The sequence below is a fragment of the Pseudomonas sp. FP2300 genome, assembly GCF_030687595.1.
Lineage (GTDB): Bacteria > Pseudomonadota > Gammaproteobacteria > Pseudomonadales > Pseudomonadaceae > Aquipseudomonas > Aquipseudomonas bijieensis.
This window is the reverse complement of the sequence record NZ_CP117440.1, coordinates 860,608-881,638: the sequence shown is the minus strand read 5'-3', so window position 1 is coordinate 881,638 and position 21,031 is coordinate 860,608. Positions and strand designations below refer to the sequence as shown.

The following is a 21,031-nucleotide window of genomic DNA, read 5'->3' as shown; positions in this document are numbered from 1 at the left end:
CCAAAAAGCCAGCGAGACAGCGTGTTACGTAGACTTCGGAACGGTACAGCCGAAATTGCGACGGGGGCATGAATCAATAAAAGCTGATGGTTCAGTCAGCCTGCTCCAGCTCCAGCATCAACCCGCTCAAGCGCTTGACCTTGCGCCGGACCGCCTCCTCGAATACACCCGCTCGCGGCTCGATCAGACTGAACCATTGCTTGCCCCGAGTAATGGCGGTGTACACCAGTTCCTTGGTCAATACCGGGTTCAGCGCATCCGGGAGAATCAGCGCAGTATGGGTGAATTCCGAGCCCTGGGATTTGTGCACCGTCATGGCATACACGGTTTCCACATCATTCAGGCGGCTGGGCAGGACGAAACGCACACCGCCCTGGCCGTCGTTGCGCGGGAACGCGACCCGCAAGACCTGTTTGCCGGCATCGGGGCCGTCACGCTCGGGCAACTTGAGGGCAATACCGATATCGCCGTTCATCAATCCCAGCCCATAGTCGTTACGGGTCATCAGCACCGGGCGTCCTTCGTACCACTGGTGATCGCTATCGATAAGACGGGCCTTGAGCAATGCGGCGGTAATGCGCTGGTTCAGTCCTTCGACGCCCCACGGGCCTTTACGCACCGCGCAGAGCAATTGGAATTCGTCGAAAGCCGCCAGGACTTCCCGGGCCCAATCGGCCCAGCAACTGTCTTCCAGCGGGCGAGAATTCGCCGGGCGTCGCTGCCGTAGCAGGCTCAGGTAATGCCGATAGCCTTGCGGCCCTTCTGGCCGGCCTCCGAGCAACAGATTTTCCAGCTTCGCGTCGTGTTCGCCCGTTAACGCCAGGGAAAACAGATCGGCATGCTGCCCCTGCTTGAGCAACTGACGGGCCTTTTCAGGCTGCTGCTGATTGACCCAGCGAGCCAGTTGGCCGATCCCGCTGCCTTCGCCGAAGCGCCGGGAATGCCTGAGCATGACCACTTGCTGTGCCAGGGGATGAGTGCCATCAAGATCCTGCTGCAGGTCACTGGTCGCCAGGTTTTCACCACTGACCGACTCAAGCCAGGCTCGGGTCTGGAGGCTGTACCAGCCGTCCTCGGCGTCTCGACACAAATCCCCCAGCACCGCACCGGCCTCCACAGAGGCCAACTGGTCCTTGTCCCCCAGCAACACCAACCGTGCGTGGGCCGGCAATGCATCCAGCAGATTGGCCATCATCTCCAGGTCGATCATCGACGCCTCATCGACCACCAGCACATCCAATGGCAACCGATTGCCCGCATGGTGGCGAAAATGTCGGGTACCAGGCCGACTGCCCAACAAACGATGGACCGTCGTCACATCACAAGGAATCCGTTCGCGCACAGCGTCGTCCACATCCAGGGTCCGGACCTGCTGGCTGATGGACTCGGTCAGGCGTGCCGCTGCCTTGCCAGTCGGCGCGGCCAGGCGAATCCGCAGCGGCTTCCCGGCCTCGACGGCCGGTGCCTGCAGCAGCGCCAGCAGACGCACCACGGTAGTGGTCTTGCCGGTGCCCGGGCCACCAGTCACGATGCTGAAGGCCCCACGGGTTGCCAGCGCGCAGGCCAGTTTCTGCCAATCGATCGGACCATTGGCATTGGCCGGTCCGAACAGCCCGTCCAAACGCTCGCGCAGGTCACCGGGCGCCGCCTCATTTTCGCTAAGCCGCTGGCGCAACGCCTCATCGATCCGCCGCTCATAACCCCAGTAACGACGTAGATAAAGACGTTTTCCGGACAGCACCAATGGCCGCTGCTGCGCCTCTTCGCTCCCATCCGCAGCCAGGGCCACCAGCCGGCTGGAGGCCAAGGCCTTGCACCAATGGGCGCCGTCCAGGGTCTGCAATATTTGCGACGGCAACAGCATCACGCCAGTCTGCAGGTCACCCTCGGGGGGCAGCGACAGGGCGAAGTCCGGCTCCTTGAGGGTTTCGAACACGTCCAGGCAAACATGCCCGTGGCCCAGTTGATGACTGGTCAGCGCAGCGGCGAGCAGGACCAATGGATCATCGTCAGGCGCCAGCTCATGGAGGAACGCCACGAACGCCTTGTCCAGGGCACGCAACCAGCCGCGCTCGACCCAGCGCGTCAGTAACAACAGCAGGTCGTCTGCGCGGCTCAAGGGCGCCAGCGCCACCAGGCTCTCGTCGTCGGACGACTTGGGGAGCAGGTCGGCAAAAGAACGACTCATAGCAATTCCCCCTGTACCCACGCCGGCTCGGCCTTGGGTTCGGGCGCGCCCTGGAACAGGCGATCCAGTTGTTCGATCAATGCCCGTGGCGGCTTGGTGAAATACACACCCTGGCTGGTTGAGCGGGTGCCGCGAAGGAACAGGTACAACGCGCCGCCGACATGTCGGTCGTAGTCGTAATCGGGAAGCCGCGCCTTGAGCTGGCGATGCAGGGCCAACAGGTAGAGCACGTATTGCAGGTCGTAGCGGTGGTCCAGGATCGACTGTTCCATAGCCTGTACGGTGTAGGCCATGTCATCGACACCCAGCCAGTTGGATTTGTAATCGGCCACGTAATACCGACCGTCGTGCTCGAACGTCAAATCGATGAAGCCCTTGAACATGCCATTGAGCAACACCGGTTCCGCAGCGACGCGAGCCACACCGCCATGGGTGAATCGGCAAACCAGTTGATCGAGCTTTTGCACATCGACCTTGTGGCTGGCGAACCAGAACTCCATCTCGACCTGGAAACGGGTCAGTTGTTCGAGCGCCACTGGCGCCTGGTCGCTGCCGATGTGCATGGGCATTTTGATCAAGTGCTGCAGCCAGTCGCTCAACGTCGGGATCCAGCCTTTCCAGCCTCGGCGATTACAGCGTCGGGCAATGGCATCCTCGATATCCGCCGGCGCAGATGAAAACCCTTCCCCGGCGGCCCACTCCAGCAGGCCATGGAGGAACGTCCCGGGGTTGGGGCCACGGGGGAAACGGTGGATATCGCCACCGACGGCGAGGGTCTCCCTGGGCGCGTCCGGGTCCAGTCGTTCATCGTCGAACAGCTTCTGGGCCTGCGGACTCTCTGGCGCGGTATCGCTGCCTTCGCTCAGGCTTTCGCCGATGCGCAAGGCACTGTAGGAGGCGATCCACCAGTTTTCGCTGGCTTTTCGCAAGGGCACCAAGGGCTCGCGCAACACTGCTTCGTTGCGCGGCGGCCGATAGTGCTCGTCGGTGGCTGCGGGCATTGGCTGGCAACTTACCGCGACGCAACCTTGTTGCAGGTCGGCCAACCAACGCCCCAGTTCCATCGACTCGGCCAACGGCGCACCACCTCCCAACAGATAACCCAGCGCGGACACATGCAGGATCGAGCGGTTGTTGCTGCCCCGCTTGAGATCCGCGACACCTAGCCAGCAGGCATGCTGTGCGCGAGTCAGGGCCACATAGAGAAGCCGCAGATCCTCGGCCAGACGCTCGTCATCGGCCTTGGCGATCAATTCGGCGGTGGGCTTGAGACTGATCTGCGCCTTGCCGGTCTCATCGTGGTAATGCAACGGCAATCGGCTGCCGTCCACCGGTTTCGTCGAACAGATGAAAGGCAAAAAGACCAACGGATACTCAAGCCCCTTGGACTTGTGGATCGTGACCACCTTGACCAGTTGCTCATCGCTTTCCAGGCGCAGGATCTGCTCTTCTCCCGCCTGCCCGGACAAGGCCAGGTGCTCGGACAAATGCCGGATCAAGGCTTGCTCGCCATCCAATTCACCGGCGGCCTGCTGCAACAGTTCGCAAAGGTGCAGCAAGTTGGTCAGCACTCGCTCGCCATCACTGCGTGCCATCAGGGCCTGGGGCAGCTCAAAGTCATGCAACAGGCGCCGCAACATGGGCAACACGCCCTGGCTGCGCCAGACCGTACGATAGCCGCGAAATTGCATGACCCTGGCTTCCCAGGCCAACTCATCCTGATTGAGACGCTCCAGTTCCATCAGCGACAGGTTCAACGTAATGCTGGCCAGGGCTGCCCGGAGCGGTCGTTCGGCATCCGGTTCAGCGCAGGCCCTGAGCCAGATCAGCAGATCCCGCGCTTCCTGCGAGGCAAAGACCGAATCCTTGTCGGACAGATAGACACTGCGTACGCCCCGCGCGGACAACTCGTCTCGCACGGCCTGCGCTTCTTTACCATCGCGCACCAGGATGGCGATATCCGCCGGGCGCAAACCTCGCAGCGTTTCTCCATCGACCGTAAAGCCGTCGCGTCCCGACTGGCCGCCGTTGAGCAACGTCGTGATCTCACTGGCGCAGGCGGCCGCCATCGACTGTCGATACACCGCACCGGAAAGCGGCTGGTCCGACGACAGGTGCCAGATGTTCAGTGCCGCCACCGCCTGTCCCGCAATCTGCAAGGTCTCCTTGCGCCCCTGGGATTCAACGGACAGGAACGGCACCGGGTTCTCGCCCGAAGGTTCACGGAACAGGAAGGCCCCGCGCCCCTTTGGACGGGACTCGGCATTCTGGAAAATATGGTTTACCGCACCCACCATGGCGTGGCTGGAACGGAAATTCCTGCCCAGCGTATGCAGCCTGCCAGCAGTAGCTTCGCGAGCGCGCAGGTAGGTGTAGATGTCGGCACCGCGAAAAGCGTAGATCGCCTGCTTCGGATCGCCGATCAGGAACAGCCCGGTCTCCGGGTCATTGTCTTCGATGCGGTAGATGCTTTCGAAGATCCGGTACTGAACCGGGTCGGTGTCCTGGAACTCATCGATCAGCGCCACCGGAAACTGCTCGCGGATCAGGCTCGCCAGACGCTCGCCACCGTCGGCCTGCAGAGCCGTGTCGAGGCGCAGGAGCATGTCATCGAAGCCCATCTCGGCGCGGCGCCGTTTCTCGGCCTCGAAGCGCGCCCCGACCCATTGCGCGGCATGCTGCAACACCGCGGCATCCGGCGTGGGCAACGCCTCCAGGCTGGCCTTGAGACCGGCCATGGCGTCCAGCCCGGGATGATTGGGCACTTCACCTTTCCAGGCTTCGGCCATGCCCTCGGGGGTCAGCCGTGTGAACCCGGTGCCGATATCCAGCAGTTCAAGGCTTTCGTCATCCACCCAGGCAGTGATCTTCTGAAACCACGGTTCGAAGTAACGCGCCTGCATCTTGCGCCCATCGACAGACTTGCTGGCGACGCCTTGCTGGCAGATCTCCAGCAGTTCCACCGCCCATTGCCGCCACGGCGCCTTGAGATCAAGCAAGGCGGCACTACGTTCCTGCAGGGAGGCAGCGATGAGTTCGGCAGGCTCAAGCTCGTCAGCGTCGCCACGCTCGCTGGAAAACAACCCCCTCACCCGTGGCAACAGCGCCGCCGGCCCGCCCCAATGGGTACGCACCCAGTTCAGCGCCTCGCCTTGCATCGAATAGCAGAACAGCCGCCAATAATCGCGCAACACCTCGCCCAGTAACTCGCTGTGATCGGTTTCCAAGGTCTGGGTGAACAGGCTACCGCTGTCGAAGGCATGCTCACGCAACATGCGCTGGCACCAACTGTGGATGGTCGAGACAGCGGCCTCGTCCATCCATTGCGCGGCGATATCCAACCGATTCGCACAACCGGGCCATTGCCCTGCATCGAATTCGTCACGCAGCTCGGCGATCAGCAAATCCGGGGCTGGAATTTCTTCACGAAAGTAACGTGCAGCTTCGGCCAGACGGGTGCGAATTCGTTCACGCAGCTCTTTGGTGGCGGCGTCCGTAAAGGTCACGACCAGGATTTGCGGTGGAAGCAGCTCGCGGCCAAAACCGGCCGCCGAACCGCCATGCCCCAGTACCAGTCGCAAGTACAGCGCCGAGATGGTAAAGGTCTTGCCGGTCCCGGCGCTGGCCTCGATCAGTTGGCTGCCTCGTAGCGGGAACGCCAGTGCCAATGGTGTCTGCCGGCTCATGAACGGGCCTCCTCGCCGACCAAAGAACGCCATGGAGCTTCGAGCAAGGGTCGGTAAAGCGCATCGCACCAATCGGGGAATGTTTCGTCAGCCATCAAGGCATCGAAATCAGGAAACTGTCGAGCCAGGGCCGGACTTTCCCGCCGCTCGCCTTCAAACGTCTGGCCATCGCCTTCATAGGCTTTGCGAGCCGCCGCTCCGGCCTTGACCGGATCACTCTGGCCGAGCCAGGCGAAAGCCGTCTTCACTGCGATCGGTAGCGGCTGGCGCATACCGGCCTGCCAGGCCTGCAGCATGTCGCCCAACAACTTTTGTGCGACAGGCTCTTCAAAAGGTGCCAGCAGCAAGCTGTCATCACTGGCCACCAGCGCCGTCGTCAACGACAAGCCGTTAGCGCAGGCCACGAGATGATTGACCCAGGGTCGTATCAGGCGATGCCATTTACGGGTCTTGGTAGAACCGATGCTGTTGGGTATGGCGGTGATGGCGAGGACCGCACCGTCGGAGCGTTGGTGCAAGCCGCTGAGCCAACCTTCGACATTCACGCCCTGCAATTGCAGGCTGACTGGCACAGCGCTGGCCGAGGGTGTCGGCCATAACGCCAAAAGCTGCTGGTAACGTTGGAGCAGATCCGGCAAGGGCTCGATCAACTCGCGTTGCAGGCACTCACCAAAACCGGCCATAGGCAACAAGCCACTGTTCTGCAGCCTTTGGGCGTGGGCGGTGAGGGCAAGATCCGGCTGGTCCAGGCGTATCAGGGCCGCTTCAAGCAAGCTGTCACTCAGGCTGTAGCGTTGCAGCGCATCGAGCACAAAAGGTTCGTCATCGGCCAGAGGCGCTTCGATGGCCTCGAAGAACACCTTCAGTCGCTGACTGAAGAAATGGCGGACTGGATTGCGCAGGAAATCCTGCAACTGTCCGAGGCCCAAAGGTTCTTCCTGAACGTAGGGTTCCAGCACCTGGTTCTTGTCGGTGTGATCGCAAGCGTCATGGAGCATCCGCCATTCGCTGGCGTAACTGAACAGCTCATCGCCTTGATGGAAATAACGCGCACTGAACGGTTGCAGCGGGTGCTGCTGGGTCAGGGCATCGAGAAGACTCTTACTGTCATCTGCCAGCCGCCAACCACTGGCGAGATGGTCCCGAAGTTGGCCAATCAACACCGATGCCGGTCGCTCACTGTTGTCGCGAATGCTGCGCCCAACCCAACTGATATACAGTTTTTCCCGGGCCGAAAGCAGGGCCTCCAGCAACAGATAACGATCATCTTCGCGCCGGGAACGATCGCCCGGGCGATAATCGCCGCCCATCAGATCGAAATCCAGGGGTGGCTGGGCGCGTGGGTAATCCCCATCATTCATCCCCAGCAAGCACACCAGTTTGAAGGGGATCGCGCGCATCGGCATCAAGGTACAGAAGTTGACTGCCCCGGCCAGGAAACGTTGGGACAGTCGCCCCTGATCCAGCCCGGCCAACCATGCCTCACGCACCACCGTCAGCGGCAATTCATCGTGCAGCCCCACCGACTCACAGGTTTCCAGCCAGGTTTCACGCAAGTCTTCAAGTTGGGCCAGCAGATAGTCGTCATGCTCGTTGCTCGCCTGGAAAAACAACTGCATCAGGTCTTGCAGGCGTGCCCCCCATTGCTGCGGTGAAGCCGGCCGGGTGAGTTCCTGATGGGCGACTTCCAAGGCATCCAGCAAAGCTACCAGGGGACCGATCAACGCCGCATCCAGGCCTCCGATCTCGTCATAGGGCTCAATGCCTTCATAAGCGTTTGAACTGCCGACGGCATACCCCAGCAACATACGACGCAGGCCGAAATGCCAGCTGTTCTGCTCAAGTTCTGCGGGCAGGCCCAACCCGGCACGGTGTTCGGCGCTCATCCCCCAGCGAATGCCTGCCCCTTCGATCCAACGATGCAGAGTCGGCAGGTCGGCCTCATCAATGCCAAACCGTTCGCGCAACGCGGGGACATCCAGCAGATCAAGGATTTCGCTGACCGGGAAACGACTGTCCGGCAGCTTGAGCAAATGCTCGACGGCGATCAACAGCGGATCACGTCCACGTTGGCCCTGGTCGGTCAGCGTGAATGGAATGAAACGAGGGTCGTTCCTGTCGAGCTGGCCGAACACCGCGCGAATGTGCGGCGCATAACTGTCGATGTCCGGCACCATGACGATGATGTCCCGTGGGCGCAGGGTCGGATCCGCGCTGAAGTGGGCCAGCAATTGGTCGTGGAGAATTTCAACTTCACGCTGGGCACCGTGAGCCACATGAAAACGGATCGAGCCGTCCCGCTCCGTATCGACGACAGGCCAGTGTTCCCGGGTTTCGTTCAGGGGGCGTAGCTCCAGGATGTCATCCTGCAACTGGCTGAGAAGGGTCGTGGGGGTCCCATCAGTGAACAGGTCGATTCGCCCATCGCGAAATACAGAGCGATAACTGTTGGGATCATCGTAGCTGTCGAGCAGGTTGATATAGTCGCGTCCCTGTTTGCCCCAGGCAGCCAGTAACGGATGGGCATGTTGATGCAGGGTTTGCGGATCGAGGACGACGGGCATGCCAGCCTTGCGTGCCTGGCGCTTGTATTGATGACGCAGCAAGTCCTTGTCGGCGACGATGTCGGCCCAATGATGACGACATGGGTTATGCACGCATAGCAGAACCTGGCTGAACCGGGAAAGACCGGCGAGCGCCTCGAGGACTTGGGCAGGCAATGAAGAAATACCAAACACGATGACCCGCGCGGGGAGGCCTTTTGGAGCGACTTCCAGGCTGTTGATACGTTCGATGTAGCGCTGATGAACACCGGCACGACTTTGCGCCATGCCCTGCTCTCCCACATCAAGCAACAAGGCTCGCCACAGTTCCGCTTGCCAGCAATTTGCCGGCGCGAGCGGTTTGATTTCGCCTCGGACATTTCTTGTCTGGTGTCGCCCCTCAGCCCAATCCTCAAGCCAGTCGGCCCGGTACACCTGGTATTGGTCAAACAGATCGGCAAGACGCTCGGACAGTTGATAACGCTTGCGCAAGTCAGTGTCGTGGGTGAGGAATCGTCGCAGAGGTTCGAAATGAGGCTGCTCGATCAACTGCGGCAGCAGCCGCATCAGGCGCCAGGTTAGCGGGGCCTTATCCAGCAGGGACTTGGCCGGAATTTCATCACGTCCCAGGACTGTTCGATAAAGCTGCCACATGAAACTGCCCGGCAGTTGCACATCAATGGCAGCCGCAATACCGCAGCCGCCTGAATCGTCGTCTTCCGGGTCTTCAGCCAGCGCGAGCTTGAGCCATTGAGCAATGCCGTTGCTCTGTACCAGTGCGATTTCATTTTCAAGGGGGGCCAGCGGATAGCGCCGCATCAAGCTGATCACCAGGCTGCGCAATTCATCAAGGCGATTCCCGTGAACCACCATGAAAGCTGGGCTAAGGGACGTTGCGTCCGGCATGAAAGGCATCCTTGAAAATGCAAAAAGCTAGGGCAGAACCTTAGCACTGTCGGTGGGCTATGACAGCCGGGAACTGTCCGCGATGCTCGTACGAACTTTCCTGCGGGCAAAACAAAACCCCTACCTGCGTCAGCAGATAGGGGTTTCGGAATTTAATCTTGACGATGACCTACTCTCACATGGGGAAACCCCACACTACCATCGGCGATGCATCGTTTCACTGCTGAGTTCGGGATGGGATCAGGTGGTTCCAATGCTCTATGGTCGTCAAGAAATTCGGTAGCCGGTGCGTGCCTTGCGGTCACGTGCCAGCGAATGGGTATGCGATAGATTTGTGTGTTGCGTTCGTGAGCGATGCGAACTTTCGGTTCGTGTCGTCTTCACACACCGCAATCTGGTCTCTTGGCCTTTGGCCTGGAGGATACAAATTGCTTGGGTGTTATATGGTCAAGCCTCACGGGCAATTAGTACAGGTTAGCTCAACGCCTCACAGCGCTTACACACCCTGCCTATCAACGTCGTAGTCTTCGACGGCCCTTCAGGGGACTCAAGGTCCCAGTGAGATCTCATCTTGAGGCAAGTTTCCCGCTTAGATGCTTTCAGCGGTTATCTTTTCCGAACATAGCTACCCGGCAATGCCACTGGCGTGACAACCGGAACACCAGAGGTTCGTCCACTCCGGTCCTCTCGTACTAGGAGCAGCCCCTCTCAAATCTCAAACGTCCACGGCAGATAGGGACCGAACTGTCTCACGACGTTCTAAACCCAGCTCGCGTACCACTTTAAATGGCGAACAGCCATACCCTTGGGACCGGCTTCAGCCCCAGGATGTGATGAGCCGACATCGAGGTGCCAAACACCGCCGTCGATATGAACTCTTGGGCGGTATCAGCCTGTTATCCCCGGAGTACCTTTTATCCGTTGAGCGATGGCCCTTCCATACAGAACCACCGGATCACTAAGACCTACTTTCGTACCTGCTCGACGTGTCTGTCTCGCAGTCAAGCGCGCTTTTGCCTTTATACTCTACGACCGATTTCCGACCGGTCTGAGCGCACCTTCGTACTCCTCCGTTACTCTTTAGGAGGAGACCGCCCCAGTCAAACTACCCACCATACACTGTCCTCGATCCGGATAACGGACCTGAGTTAGAACCTCAAAGTTGCCAGGGTGGTATTTCAAGGATGGCTCCACGCGAACTGGCGTCCACGCTTCAAAGCCTCCCACCTATCCTACACAAGCAAATTCAAAGTCCAGTGCAAAGCTATAGTAAAGGTTCACGGGGTCTTTCCGTCTAGCCGCGGATACACTGCATCTTCACAGCGATTTCAATTTCACTGAGTCTCGGGTGGAGACAGCGCCGCCATCGTTACGCCATTCGTGCAGGTCGGAACTTACCCGACAAGGAATTTCGCTACCTTAGGACCGTTATAGTTACGGCCGCCGTTTACCGGGGCTTCGATCAAGAGCTTCGCGTTAGCTAACCCCATCAATTAACCTTCCGGCACCGGGCAGGCGTCACACCCTATACGTCCACTTTCGTGTTTGCAGAGTGCTGTGTTTTTAATAAACAGTCGCAGCGGCCTGGTATCTTCGACCGGCGTGGGCTTACGCAGCAAGTGCTTCACCCTCACCGGCGCACCTTCTCCCGAAGTTACGGTGCCATTTTGCCTAGTTCCTTCACCCGAGTTCTCTCAAGCGCCTTGGTATTCTCTACCCAACCACCTGTGTCGGTTTGGGGTACGGTTCCTGGTTACCTGAAGCTTAGAAGCTTTTCTTGGAAGCATGGCATCAACCACTTCGTCACCCAAAGGGTAACTCGTCATCAGCTCTCGGCCTTAGAATCCCGGATTTACCTAAGATTCCAGCCTACCACCTTAAACTTGGACAACCAACGCCAAGCTGGCCTAGCCTTCTCCGTCCCTCCATCGCAATAACCAGAAGTACAGGAATATTAACCTGTTTTCCATCGACTACGCTTTTCAGCCTCGCCTTAGGGACCGACTAACCCTGCGTCGATTAACGTTGCGCAGGAAACCTTGGTCTTTCGGCGTGGGTGTTTTTCACACCCATTGTCGTTACTCATGTCAGCATTCGCACTTCTGATACCTCCAGCAAGCTTCTCAACTCACCTTCACAGGCTTACAGAACGCTCCTCTACCGCATCACTTGCGTGATACCCGTAGCTTCGGTGTATGGTTTGAGCCCCGTTACATCTTCCGCGCAGGCCGACTCGACTAGTGAGCTATTACGCTTTCTTTAAAGGGTGGCTGCTTCTAAGCCAACCTCCTAGCTGTCTAAGCCTTCCCACATCGTTTCCCACTTAACCATAACTTTGGGACCTTAGCTGACGGTCTGGGTTGTTTCCCTTTTCACGACGGACGTTAGCACCCGCCGTGTGTCTCCCATGCTCGGCACTTGTAGGTATTCGGAGTTTGCATCGGTTTGGTAAGTCGGGATGACCCCCTAGCCGAAACAGTGCTCTACCCCCTACAGTGATACATGAGGCGCTACCTAAATAGCTTTCGAGGAGAACCAGCTATCTCCGAGCTTGATTAGCCTTTCACTCCGATCCACAGGTCATCCGCTAACTTTTCAACGGTAGTCGGTTCGGTCCTCCAGTCAGTGTTACCTAACCTTCAACCTGCCCATGGATAGATCGCCCGGTTTCGGGTCTATTCCCAGCGACTAGACGCCCTATTAAGACTCGCTTTCGCTACGCCTCCCCTATTCGGTTAAGCTCGCCACTGAAAATAAGTCGCTGACCCATTATACAAAAGGTACGCAGTCACCCAACAAAGTGGGCTCCCACTGCTTGTACGCATACGGTTTCAGGATCTATTTCACTCCCCTCTCCGGGGTTCTTTTCGCCTTTCCCTCACGGTACTAGTTCACTATCGGTCAGTCAGTAGTATTTAGCCTTGGAGGATGGTCCCCCCATATTCAGACAAAGTTTCTCGTGCTCCGTCCTACTCGATTTCACTTCTAAGATCCTTTCGCGTACAGGGCTATCACCCACTATGGCCGCACTTTCCAGAGCGTTCCGCTAAAATCAAAGAAGCTTAAGGGCTAGTCCCCGTTCGCTCGCCACTACTAAGGGAATCTCGGTTGATTTCTTTTCCTCAGGGTACTTAGATGTTTCAGTTCCCCTGGTTCGCCTCTTGCACCTATGTATTCAGTACAAGATAACCATCTTATGATGGCTGGGTTCCCCCATTCAGACATCTCCGGATCAAAGTCTGTTTGCCGACTCCCCGAAGCTTTTCGCAGGCTACCACGTCTTTCATCGCCTCTGACTGCCAAGGCATCCACCGTATGCGCTTCTTCACTTGACCATATAACCCCAAGCAATCTGGTTATACTGTGAAGACGACATTCGCCGAAAATTCGATCTTGCTCATGAGAGCAACTCACAAATTTTACCTTAGCCTGAGCCGTTACCAGTGAAAGTAACGTTCAGTCTATCTTTCTATCACATACCCAAATTTTTAAAGAACGATCTAATCAAAAGACTAGAAATCAACATTCATCACCCTGGGGTGGAATGCTCATTTCTAAGCTTTAAACGTTGTGCCAATCTGTAATGGTGGAGCCAAGCGGGATCGAACCGCTGACCTCCTGCGTGCAAGGCAGGCGCTCTCCCAGCTGAGCTATGGCCCCGTATCTTTACCGGGGACACCATGAAATTGGTGGGTCTGGGCAGATTCGAACTGCCGACCTCACCCTTATCAGGGGTGCGCTCTAACCAACTGAGCTACAGACCCAATCGTCTTCTTCAATGAATCAAGCAATTCGTGTGGGAGCTCATGGAGCAGCTGAGTCGTCGATTAAGGAGGTGATCCAGCCGCAGGTTCCCCTACGGCTACCTTGTTACGACTTCACCCCAGTCATGAATCACACCGTGGTAACCGTCCCCCCGAAGGTTAGACTAGCTACTTCTGGTGCAACCCACTCCCATGGTGTGACGGGCGGTGTGTACAAGGCCCGGGAACGTATTCACCGCGACATTCTGATTCGCGATTACTAGCGATTCCGACTTCACGCAGTCGAGTTGCAGACTGCGATCCGGACTACGATCGGTTTTGTGGGATTAGCTCCACCTCGCGGCTTGGCAACCCTCTGTACCGACCATTGTAGCACGTGTGTAGCCCAGGCCGTAAGGGCCATGATGACTTGACGTCATCCCCACCTTCCTCCGGTTTGTCACCGGCAGTCTCCTTAGAGTGCCCACCATAACGTGCTGGTAACTAAGGACAAGGGTTGCGCTCGTTACGGGACTTAACCCAACATCTCACGACACGAGCTGACGACAGCCATGCAGCACCTGTCTCAATGCTCCCGAAGGCACCAATCCATCTCTGGAAAGTTCATTGGATGTCAAGGCCTGGTAAGGTTCTTCGCGTTGCTTCGAATTAAACCACATGCTCCACCGCTTGTGCGGGCCCCCGTCAATTCATTTGAGTTTTAACCTTGCGGCCGTACTCCCCAGGCGGTCAACTTAATGCGTTAGCTGCGCCACTAAGAGCTCAAGGCTCCCAACGGCTAGTTGACATCGTTTACGGCGTGGACTACCAGGGTATCTAATCCTGTTTGCTCCCCACGCTTTCGCACCTCAGTGTCAGTATCAGTCCAGGTGGTCGCCTTCGCCACTGGTGTTCCTTCCTATATCTACGCATTTCACCGCTACACAGGAAATTCCACCACCCTCTACCATACTCTAGCTCGACAGTTTTGAATGCAGTTCCCAGGTTGAGCCCGGGGCTTTCACATCCAACTTAACGAACCACCTACGCGCGCTTTACGCCCAGTAATTCCGATTAACGCTTGCACCCTCTGTATTACCGCGGCTGCTGGCACAGAGTTAGCCGGTGCTTATTCTGTCGGTAACGTCAAAACACTAACGTATTAGGTTAATGCCCTTCCTCCCAACTTAAAGTGCTTTACAATCCGAAGACCTTCTTCACACACGCGGCATGGCTGGATCAGGCTTTCGCCCATTGTCCAATATTCCCCACTGCTGCCTCCCGTAGGAGTCTGGACCGTGTCTCAGTTCCAGTGTGACTGATCATCCTCTCAGACCAGTTACGGATCGTCGCCTTGGTGAGCCATTACCTCACCAACTAGCTAATCCGACCTAGGCTCATCTGATAGCGCAAGGCCCGAAGGTCCCCTGCTTTCTCCCGTAGGACGTATGCGGTATTAGCGTCCGTTTCCGAGCGTTATCCCCCACTACCAGGCAGATTCCTAGGCATTACTCACCCGTCCGCCGCTCTCAAGAGGTGCAAGCACCTCTCTACCGCTCGACTTGCATGTGTTAGGCCTGCCGCCAGCGTTCAATCTGAGCCATGATCAAACTCTTCAGTTCAAACATCTTTGGGTTTTGAGAAAACCCTAAACTTGGCTCAGCAATCGTTGGTTACATCTTTGATTTCTCGCGGAGTAACTTGTGATGCTGATAATCTGTTGACTAGCAGTCTGACTCCACAAGCACCCACACGAATTGCTTGATTCAGTTGTTAAAGAGCGGTTGGTTAAGAGCTTTCGTCTCAACCGAGGCGCGCATTCTACAGCGCCCGGTGTATCTGTCAAGCGGTTATTTTCAGAAGTTTTCAAAGTTTCGCTTGGGAAACATCAACAACTTCAACCACTTGCGCTTCCGATCTCTCGTTAGCGGGAGGCGAATTATACAGCGTTACTCGCTGCTGTCAACACCTCTTTTTCACCGCTTTCGACCGAGAAGATCGAACCGCTGAAAAGACCAAACCCACACTGCCTTATCAGCTACTTCCTGGCTTCGATGACCTGAAGCCAGACCCCTTCGAAACCTACTTAACTCATTGAATCTCAAGGAGTTTTCCGTTTCGACTGCGCCGGAAGTGGGGCGAATTATAGACGTCCAGAATCTGCCGTCAACACCTATTTTCACAATTCTGTCACATCAGTCAAAAAGCCCCGCAAAAGCAGAGGCCGGCGCCCCAGGGCGCCGGCCTCTTCTATTACCCGTTACAAGCTGGGGAACGCAAACTGCGAAGCCTCATGGCTTGCACGCTGCGGCCAGCGCTGGGTAATGGCCTTGCGACGGGTGTAGAAACGCACCCCATCCGGGCCATAGGCATGCAGGTCGCCGAACAGCGAACGCTTCCAGCCGCCAAAGCTGTGATAGGCAACCGGCACCGGCAATGGAACGTTGACGCCCACCATGCCGACCTCGATCTCGTCGCAGAACAACCGCGCCGCCTCGCCATCACGGGTAAAGATGCAAGTACCGTTGCCATACTCGTGATCGTTGATCAGTTGCATGGCCTCTTCCAGGCTGTTGACCCGGACGATGCACAGCACCGGCCCGAAGATCTCTTCCTTATAGATGCGCATCTCGGGGGTCACGCGATCGAACAGGCAACCACCCAGGAAGAAGCCCTCCTCGTGCCCTGCCACACTCAAGCCGCGACCATCGACGATCAGCGAAGCACCTGCCGCCACACCGTCTTCTATATAGCCACTGACCTTATCCCGATGCTGCCCCGTCACCAACGGCCCCATGTCCAGTCCGCAAGATGTACCAGCGCCGATCTTCAGCGCCTTGATCTGCGGCACCAGCTTGGCCACCAGCGCATCCGCGACCTGGTCACCGACACACACCGCCACCGAAATCGCCATGCAACGCTCACCGCACGAACCGTACGCCGCGCCCATCAGTGCGCTGACGGCGTTGTCCAGGTCGGCATCGGGCATCAGCACCGCATGGTTCTTCGCACCACCCAGTGCCTGGACGCGCTTGCCACGCCGGGTGCCCTCGGCATAGATGTACTCGGCAATCGGCGTCGAACCAACAAAACTCAGCGCCTTCACTTCCGGCGCCTCGATCAATGCGTCCACAGCAGTCTTGTCGCCATGCACCACGCTCAATACGCCCTTGGGCAAGCCGGCTTCCAACAGTAACTGGGCGATCAGCAATGTCGAACTTGGGTCCCGCTCGGATGGTTTGAGGATGAAGCAGTTGCCGCAAACGATCGCCAGCGGATACATCCACAGCGGCACCATCGCCGGGAAGTTGAACGGTGTGATACCTGCGACCACGCCCAAAGGCTGAAAGTCTGACCAAGCATCGATGTTCGGTCCGACGTTACGGCTGTATTCGCCCTTCAGAATCTCCGGTGCCGCGCAGGCGAACTCGACGTTCTCGATCCCGCGCTTGAGTTCACCGGCCGCGTCCTCCAAGGTCTTGCCGTGTTCTTCGCTGATCAACTGGGCGATTCGCGATTCGTTCTGCTCCAGCAATTGCTTGAAACGAAACATCACCTGCGCACGCTTGGCCGCAGGTGTGCTGCGCCAGGCAGGGAAAGCCGCCTTGGCGGCGTCGATAGCCTGCTGGATGGTCGCGCGATCAGCCAATGGCACCTTATGAATCGCCTGGCCAGTGGACGGGTTGAACACATCGGCGGTGCGAGCGCTGTCGCTCAGCAGTTCGCCGTTGATCAAATGCGGGATGAGGCTCATGGGGACTCCAGAATTATCCACAGGCGCCCATGACCGAACGCCTGTAATTGAAAGCTATATAGAAGAACGGATCAGTCGAGCTTGTTCAGCACTTCACCGACCGCGTCGAACAGACGATCCAGATCCTGCGGCTTGCTGTTGAACGTTGGCCCGAACTGCAAGGTGTCGCCGCCGAACCGCACATAGAACCCGGCTTTCCACAACGCCATGCCGGCCTCGAACGGACGCACGATGGCATCGCCATCCCGCCCGGCGATCTGGATCGCGCCGGCCAGGCCATAGTTGCGAATGTCGATGACGTTCTTCGATCCCTTCAAACCGTGCAGCGCATTCTCGAAATGCGGGGCGATCTCGGCCACGCTCTGCACCAGGTTTTCCTTCTGCAGCAGGTCCAGCGCTGCCAGGCCAGCCGCGCACGCCACCGGGTGCGCCGAGTAGGTGTAGCCGTGGGGAAATTCCACTGCATACTCGGGGGTCGGCTGGTTCATGAAGGTCTGGTAGATCTCGGAACTGGCAATCACCGCGCCCATGGGAATCGCGCCATTGGTGACTTGCTTGGCGATGCACATCAGGTCCGGCGTCACGCCAAAGCTGTCGGCACCGAACATCGAACCGGTGCGACCGAAACCGGTGATCACTTCGTCGAACACCAACAGGATGCTGTGCTGGTCGCAGATTTCCCGCAGACGCTTGAGGTAACCCTCTGGCGGCACCAGCACACCGGCCGACCCAGCCATTGGTTCGACGAACACCGCCGCGATGTTGGACGCGTCGTGCAATTCGATCAGCTTCAACAACTCATCGGCCAGTGCCACCCCGCCCTCCTTCGGCATGCCACGGGAATAGGCATTGCTGGCCAGCAAGGTGTGGGGCAAGTGGTCGACATCCATCATGGCCTGGCCGAACAGCTTGCGGTTGCCGCTGACGCCGCCGAGGCTGGTGCCGGCGATGTTCACACCGTGATAGCCACGGGCACGACCGATCATCTTGGTCTTGGTCGCCTGGCCCTTGAGACGCCAGTAGGCGCGGACCATCTTCACCGCGGTATCGGCGCACTCGGAGCCCGAGTCGGTGAAGAACACATGATTGAGATTGCCCGGGGTCAGGCTGGTGATTTTTTCCGCCAGTTGGAACGACAACGGATGGCCGTACTGGAAACCTGGCGAGTAATCGAGGGTGCCTAACTGCTTGGCGACCGCTTCCTGGATTTCCTTGCGCGTGTGCCCGGCGCCGCAGGTCCACAAGCCCGACAGCGAGTCATAGACCTTGCGCCCCTTGTCATCCGTCAACCAGCTGCCTTCGGCGGCGACGATCAGGCGCGGATCGCGCTGGAAATTGCGGTTGGCGGTGTAAGGCATCCAGTGGGCATCCAGCTTGAGCTGGCTGGCCAGGGAACCGGCAGCGTGTTCGGGCATGTTCATCGACAAAACCTCGCAGGTCATAGGCGGCAGGGATCGAAAGCGTTCTTGCAGCTAAGTTGCCACGGCGATAAAGTCGGTGAAATCCAACTTTTGTAACCTTCAGTCGGTGGATCACTAAACTTATGAGCGCTCGTCGTCCCGATCCACTGGCCCAGGTCAGCGACTTTGATATTCGCCTGCTGCGCATTTTCCGCAGTGTCGTGGAGTGTGGTGGATTCTCCGCCGCTGAAACCGTGCTTGGCATCGGTCGCTCGGCCATCAGCCAGCAGATGAGCGACCTTGAGCAACGCCTCGGCCTGCGTCTGTGCCAGCGTGGGCGCGCGGGCTTTTCCCTGACCGAGGAAGGTCGCGAGGTGTATCAATCAGCATTGCAACTATTGAGCGCACTGGAAAGCTTCCGCACCGAGGTCAACGGCCTGCACCAGCATTTGCGTGGTGAATTGACCATCGGCCTGACCGACAACCTGGTCACCCTGCCCCACATGCGCATCACCCATGCCTTGGCGCAATTGAAAGAACGCGGGCCCGACGTGCAGATCCAGATTCGCATGATCGCCCCCAACGAAGTCGAGCAAGGTGTGCTCGACGGACGCCTGCATGTCGGCGTAGTCCCCCAGGCCAGTGCCCTGTCCGGGCTGGAGTATCAACCGCTGTACAGTGAGCGATCGCTACTGTACTGCGCGGTCGGACATCCGCTGTTCTATGTGGATGACCAGCAACTCGAAGACGCTCGTCTCAATAGCCAGGACGCCATCGCGCCGACCTTCCGGCTGCCAGCCGAGATCCAGGCCCACTACCAGGCACTCAATTGCACCGCGAGCGCATCGGACCGCGAAGGCATGGCGTTCCTGATTCTCACCGGGCGCTACATCGGTTACCTGCCCGATCATTACGCCAGCCTGTGGGTGCAGCAAGGTCGGTTGCGGGCCCTGAAACCTGCGGCACGGTTCTATGATTTGAGCCTGGCATCGGTCACGCGCAAGGGCCGCCGGCCTCACCTGGTGCTGGAGAGTTTTCTCGAGAGCCTTGCGGCGACTCGCTGACCCCTTGTGGGAGCGAGCCTGGCTCCTCCCACATTGGTTGGGGTTGGCCAGACCACTCGCGAAAAGCTTTTAGTGTGATGGCACTTGTCGGATCGTTGCCGGTGCGCTATCAACGCAGTTGCTCGCCCCACAGACCAGCCCGGAAACGTCCATGACCTTTGAAGTCCCTGCCCACGGTGGCAAGCCCACCAGTCGCATTCGTCAGAAGAACGAAGAGACCATCCTCAAGGCCGCCGAAGATGAATTCGCCCGTCACGGATTCAAAGGCACCAGCATGAACACCATCGCCCTGAAGGCCGGTCTGCCCAAGGCGAACCTGCATTACTACTTCACCAATAAACTCGGGTTGTACGTGGCGGTGCTGAGCAACATCATCGAATTGTGGGACAGCACCTTCAATACCCTCACCGCCGAGGATGATCCGGCCGAAGCCTTGACCCGCTATATCCGCGCCAAAATGGAGTTCTCTCGTCGCCAGCCCCAGGCCTCGCGACTGTTTGCCATGGAAGTGATCAGCGGGGGCGAATGCCTGACCGAGTATTTCAACCAGGACTACCGCACCTGGTTCAACGGTCGGGCGGCCGTATTCCAGGCCTGGATCGAGGCTGGCAAGATGGACCCGATCGACCCGGTGCACCTCATTTTCCTGTTGTGGGGCAGTACCCAGCATTACGCCGACTTCGCCACCCAGATCTGTCGTGTGACCGGTCGCAGCAAGTTGACCAAGCAGGACATGGTCGAGGCTGGCGACAACCTGATCCGTATCATTCTCAAGGGCTGCGGCCTGACACCAACCCTCTAAGATCGCCATGCCCTTTACCCTTGCCGGCTTTTGCGAATACCGCGAAGAAATTCGCAAAAGCCGCTTCATCACTTTCGCCGCGCCCATCACCAGCCCCGCTGACGCCCAGGCCTTTATCGAACAGCACAGCGACCTGAATGCCTCGCACAATTGCTGGGCCTGGAAACTCGGTGATCAATACCGCAGCAACGACGATGGCGAGCCGGGGGGCACCGCCGGGCGACCGATCCTGGCAGCGATCGAAGCGCAGGCTTGCGATCAGGTCGCAGTGCTGGTGATCCGCTGGTACGGCGGAATCCAACTGGGCACGGGCGGGTTGGCCCGGGCTTATGGTGGCGGCGCAAACAAATGCCTGCAAAACGCCGAGAAAATCGAACTGATCAGCCGCGTGGCGCTGCACTGCAGCTGTGGGTTCGCCGAACTGGCCCTGGTAAAACTGCGGGTCGCCGAATGTGGCGGACTGGTCAATGAAGAACGCTTTACGGCCAATGGTGTCGACCTGCAGTTGGCCGTGGGTGAAGCGCAGATCGAAACGTTGCAAACGCAACTGGCCGACCTGAGCCGTGGACGGATTCTGTTAGGGCGTTGAGCTCCAACGCTTGCAACCTTTCAGGGCGCCTCGCAATCGTTCAACTTGCCCACATCCACTGTGCACCCGACTGTGGATAACCTGAGCACATCCCCCTGTAACCCTTCTGTCATGCGGGTTTGAGAGGGTTGCTCATTTTTCATCCAAAGTCCTGCCAAAGCGACAAATCCATCCACAAAACAAACGCTTGCGACGGTTTATCACCTTTAGAAGAAAGCCCCGCAGTGCTTATGCCCGAGTTTTCGGCTTGCGCACAATAACTGTGGAGCAACCTGTGGATAACCCGTTCATGGCTCCTTCCACCCCAAGAAAGGCATGGCTCGCAGCCGCTTGTTCAATTTTTAACCACCCATTTC

At 58.2% G+C, this 21,031-nt stretch carries 8 protein-coding genes, 2 tRNA genes and 3 rRNA genes; 3 read left to right on the top strand and 10 right to left on the bottom strand.

The genetic code is table 11. The features are described from left to right. Positions 1-91 precede the first annotated feature (91 nt). The 10 genes from recD to PSH86_RS03690 all read right to left on the bottom strand — a co-directional run bounded on the left by recD (position 92) and on the right by PSH86_RS03690 (position 18,241). Entirely contained in the window at positions 92-2,188 is a 2,097-nt protein-coding gene (recD, locus tag PSH86_RS03735) for an exodeoxyribonuclease V subunit alpha (protein WP_163855446.1), read from the bottom strand. Continuing rightward, positions 2,185-5,874 carry an exodeoxyribonuclease V subunit beta gene (recB, locus tag PSH86_RS03730; RefSeq protein ID WP_305487929.1) on the bottom strand — a complete coding sequence of 1,230 codons (3,690 nt, stop codon included), beginning with the start codon at positions 5,872-5,874 and terminating at the stop codon, positions 2,185-2,187. The genes recD and recB overlap by 4 nt, the downstream gene beginning before the upstream one ends. Continuing rightward, complete coding sequence (gene recC / locus PSH86_RS03725; protein WP_249015910.1) at positions 5,871-9,323, bottom strand: exodeoxyribonuclease V subunit gamma; 3,453 nt, start codon at positions 9,321-9,323, stop codon at positions 5,871-5,873. Before recC ends, recB begins: the two co-directional genes overlap by 4 nt. Positions 9,324-9,479: 156 nt before the next feature. Next, positions 9,480-9,595 (bottom strand): 5S ribosomal RNA (gene rrf, locus PSH86_RS03720). A 171-nt stretch (positions 9,596-9,766) separates the two neighbouring features. After that, positions 9,767-12,658 (bottom strand): 23S ribosomal RNA (locus PSH86_RS03715). Positions 12,659-12,907: 249 nt separating this feature from the next. Then, positions 12,908-12,983: transfer RNA gene (locus PSH86_RS03710), tRNA-Ala, on the bottom strand. Positions 12,984-13,010: 27 nt separating this feature from the next. Continuing rightward, positions 13,011-13,087 (bottom strand) — tRNA-Ile (locus tag PSH86_RS03705). A 64-nt stretch (positions 13,088-13,151) separates the two neighbouring features. Further along, positions 13,152-14,688: ribosomal RNA gene (locus PSH86_RS03700) — 16S ribosomal RNA — on the bottom strand. The 16S, 23S and 5S rRNA genes sit together here with 2 tRNA genes alongside, the layout of an rRNA operon. Before the next feature lie 638 nt (positions 14,689-15,326). Then, on the bottom strand, positions 15,327-16,820 hold the full coding sequence (locus PSH86_RS03695) for a CoA-acylating methylmalonate-semialdehyde dehydrogenase (protein WP_109752336.1): 1,494 nt from the start codon (positions 16,818-16,820) through the stop codon (positions 15,327-15,329). Between the two features lie 71 nt (positions 16,821-16,891). Next, entirely contained in the window at positions 16,892-18,241 is a 1,350-nt protein-coding gene (locus PSH86_RS03690; protein WP_109752369.1) for an aspartate aminotransferase family protein, read from the bottom strand. Positions 18,242-18,363: 122 nt separating this feature from the next. Here PSH86_RS03690 and PSH86_RS03685 point away from each other — a divergent pair, with 122 nt between their 5' ends. From PSH86_RS03685 to PSH86_RS03675, 3 genes are all read left to right on the top strand, one after another. Beyond that, entirely contained in the window at positions 18,364-19,284 is a 921-nt protein-coding gene (locus tag PSH86_RS03685) for a LysR family transcriptional regulator (protein WP_109752334.1), read from the top strand. Positions 19,285-19,435: 151 nt separating this feature from the next. Continuing rightward, the gene (locus PSH86_RS03680; RefSeq protein WP_109752332.1) at positions 19,436-20,086 is read left to right on the top strand and encodes a TetR/AcrR family transcriptional regulator; all 651 of its coding nucleotides are present in this window, start codon (positions 19,436-19,438) and stop codon (positions 20,084-20,086) included. A gap of 7 nt (positions 20,087-20,093) precedes the next feature. After that, positions 20,094-20,675, top strand: coding sequence for a YigZ family protein (locus tag PSH86_RS03675; RefSeq protein WP_109752330.1), 582 nt, complete (start codon positions 20,094-20,096; stop codon positions 20,673-20,675). Positions 20,676-21,031 lie beyond the last annotated feature (356 nt).

What these genes read in the sequence shown, in the direction of transcription:
- recD (WP_163855446.1), bottom strand. Translation starts at nt 2,188, where the DNA reads ATGAGTCGTTCTTTTGCCGACCTGCTCCCCAAGTCGTCCGACGACGAG.
- recB (WP_305487929.1), bottom strand. Translation starts at nt 5,874, where the DNA reads ATGAGCCGGCAGACACCATTGGCACTGGCGTTCCCGCTACGAGGCAGC.
- recC (WP_249015910.1), bottom strand. Translation starts at nt 9,323, where the DNA reads ATGCCGGACGCAACGTCCCTTAGCCCAGCTTTCATGGTGGTTCACGGG.
- PSH86_RS03695 (WP_109752336.1), bottom strand. Translation starts at nt 16,820, where the DNA reads ATGAGCCTCATCCCGCATTTGATCAACGGCGAACTGCTGAGCGACAGC.
- PSH86_RS03690 (WP_109752369.1), bottom strand. Translation starts at nt 18,241, where the DNA reads ATGAACATGCCCGAACACGCTGCCGGTTCCCTGGCCAGCCAGCTCAAG.
- PSH86_RS03685 (WP_109752334.1), top strand. Translation starts at nt 18,364, where the DNA reads ATGAGCGCTCGTCGTCCCGATCCACTGGCCCAGGTCAGCGACTTTGAT.
- PSH86_RS03680 (WP_109752332.1), top strand. Translation starts at nt 19,436, where the DNA reads ATGACCTTTGAAGTCCCTGCCCACGGTGGCAAGCCCACCAGTCGCATT.
- PSH86_RS03675 (WP_109752330.1), top strand. Translation starts at nt 20,094, where the DNA reads ATGCCCTTTACCCTTGCCGGCTTTTGCGAATACCGCGAAGAAATTCGC.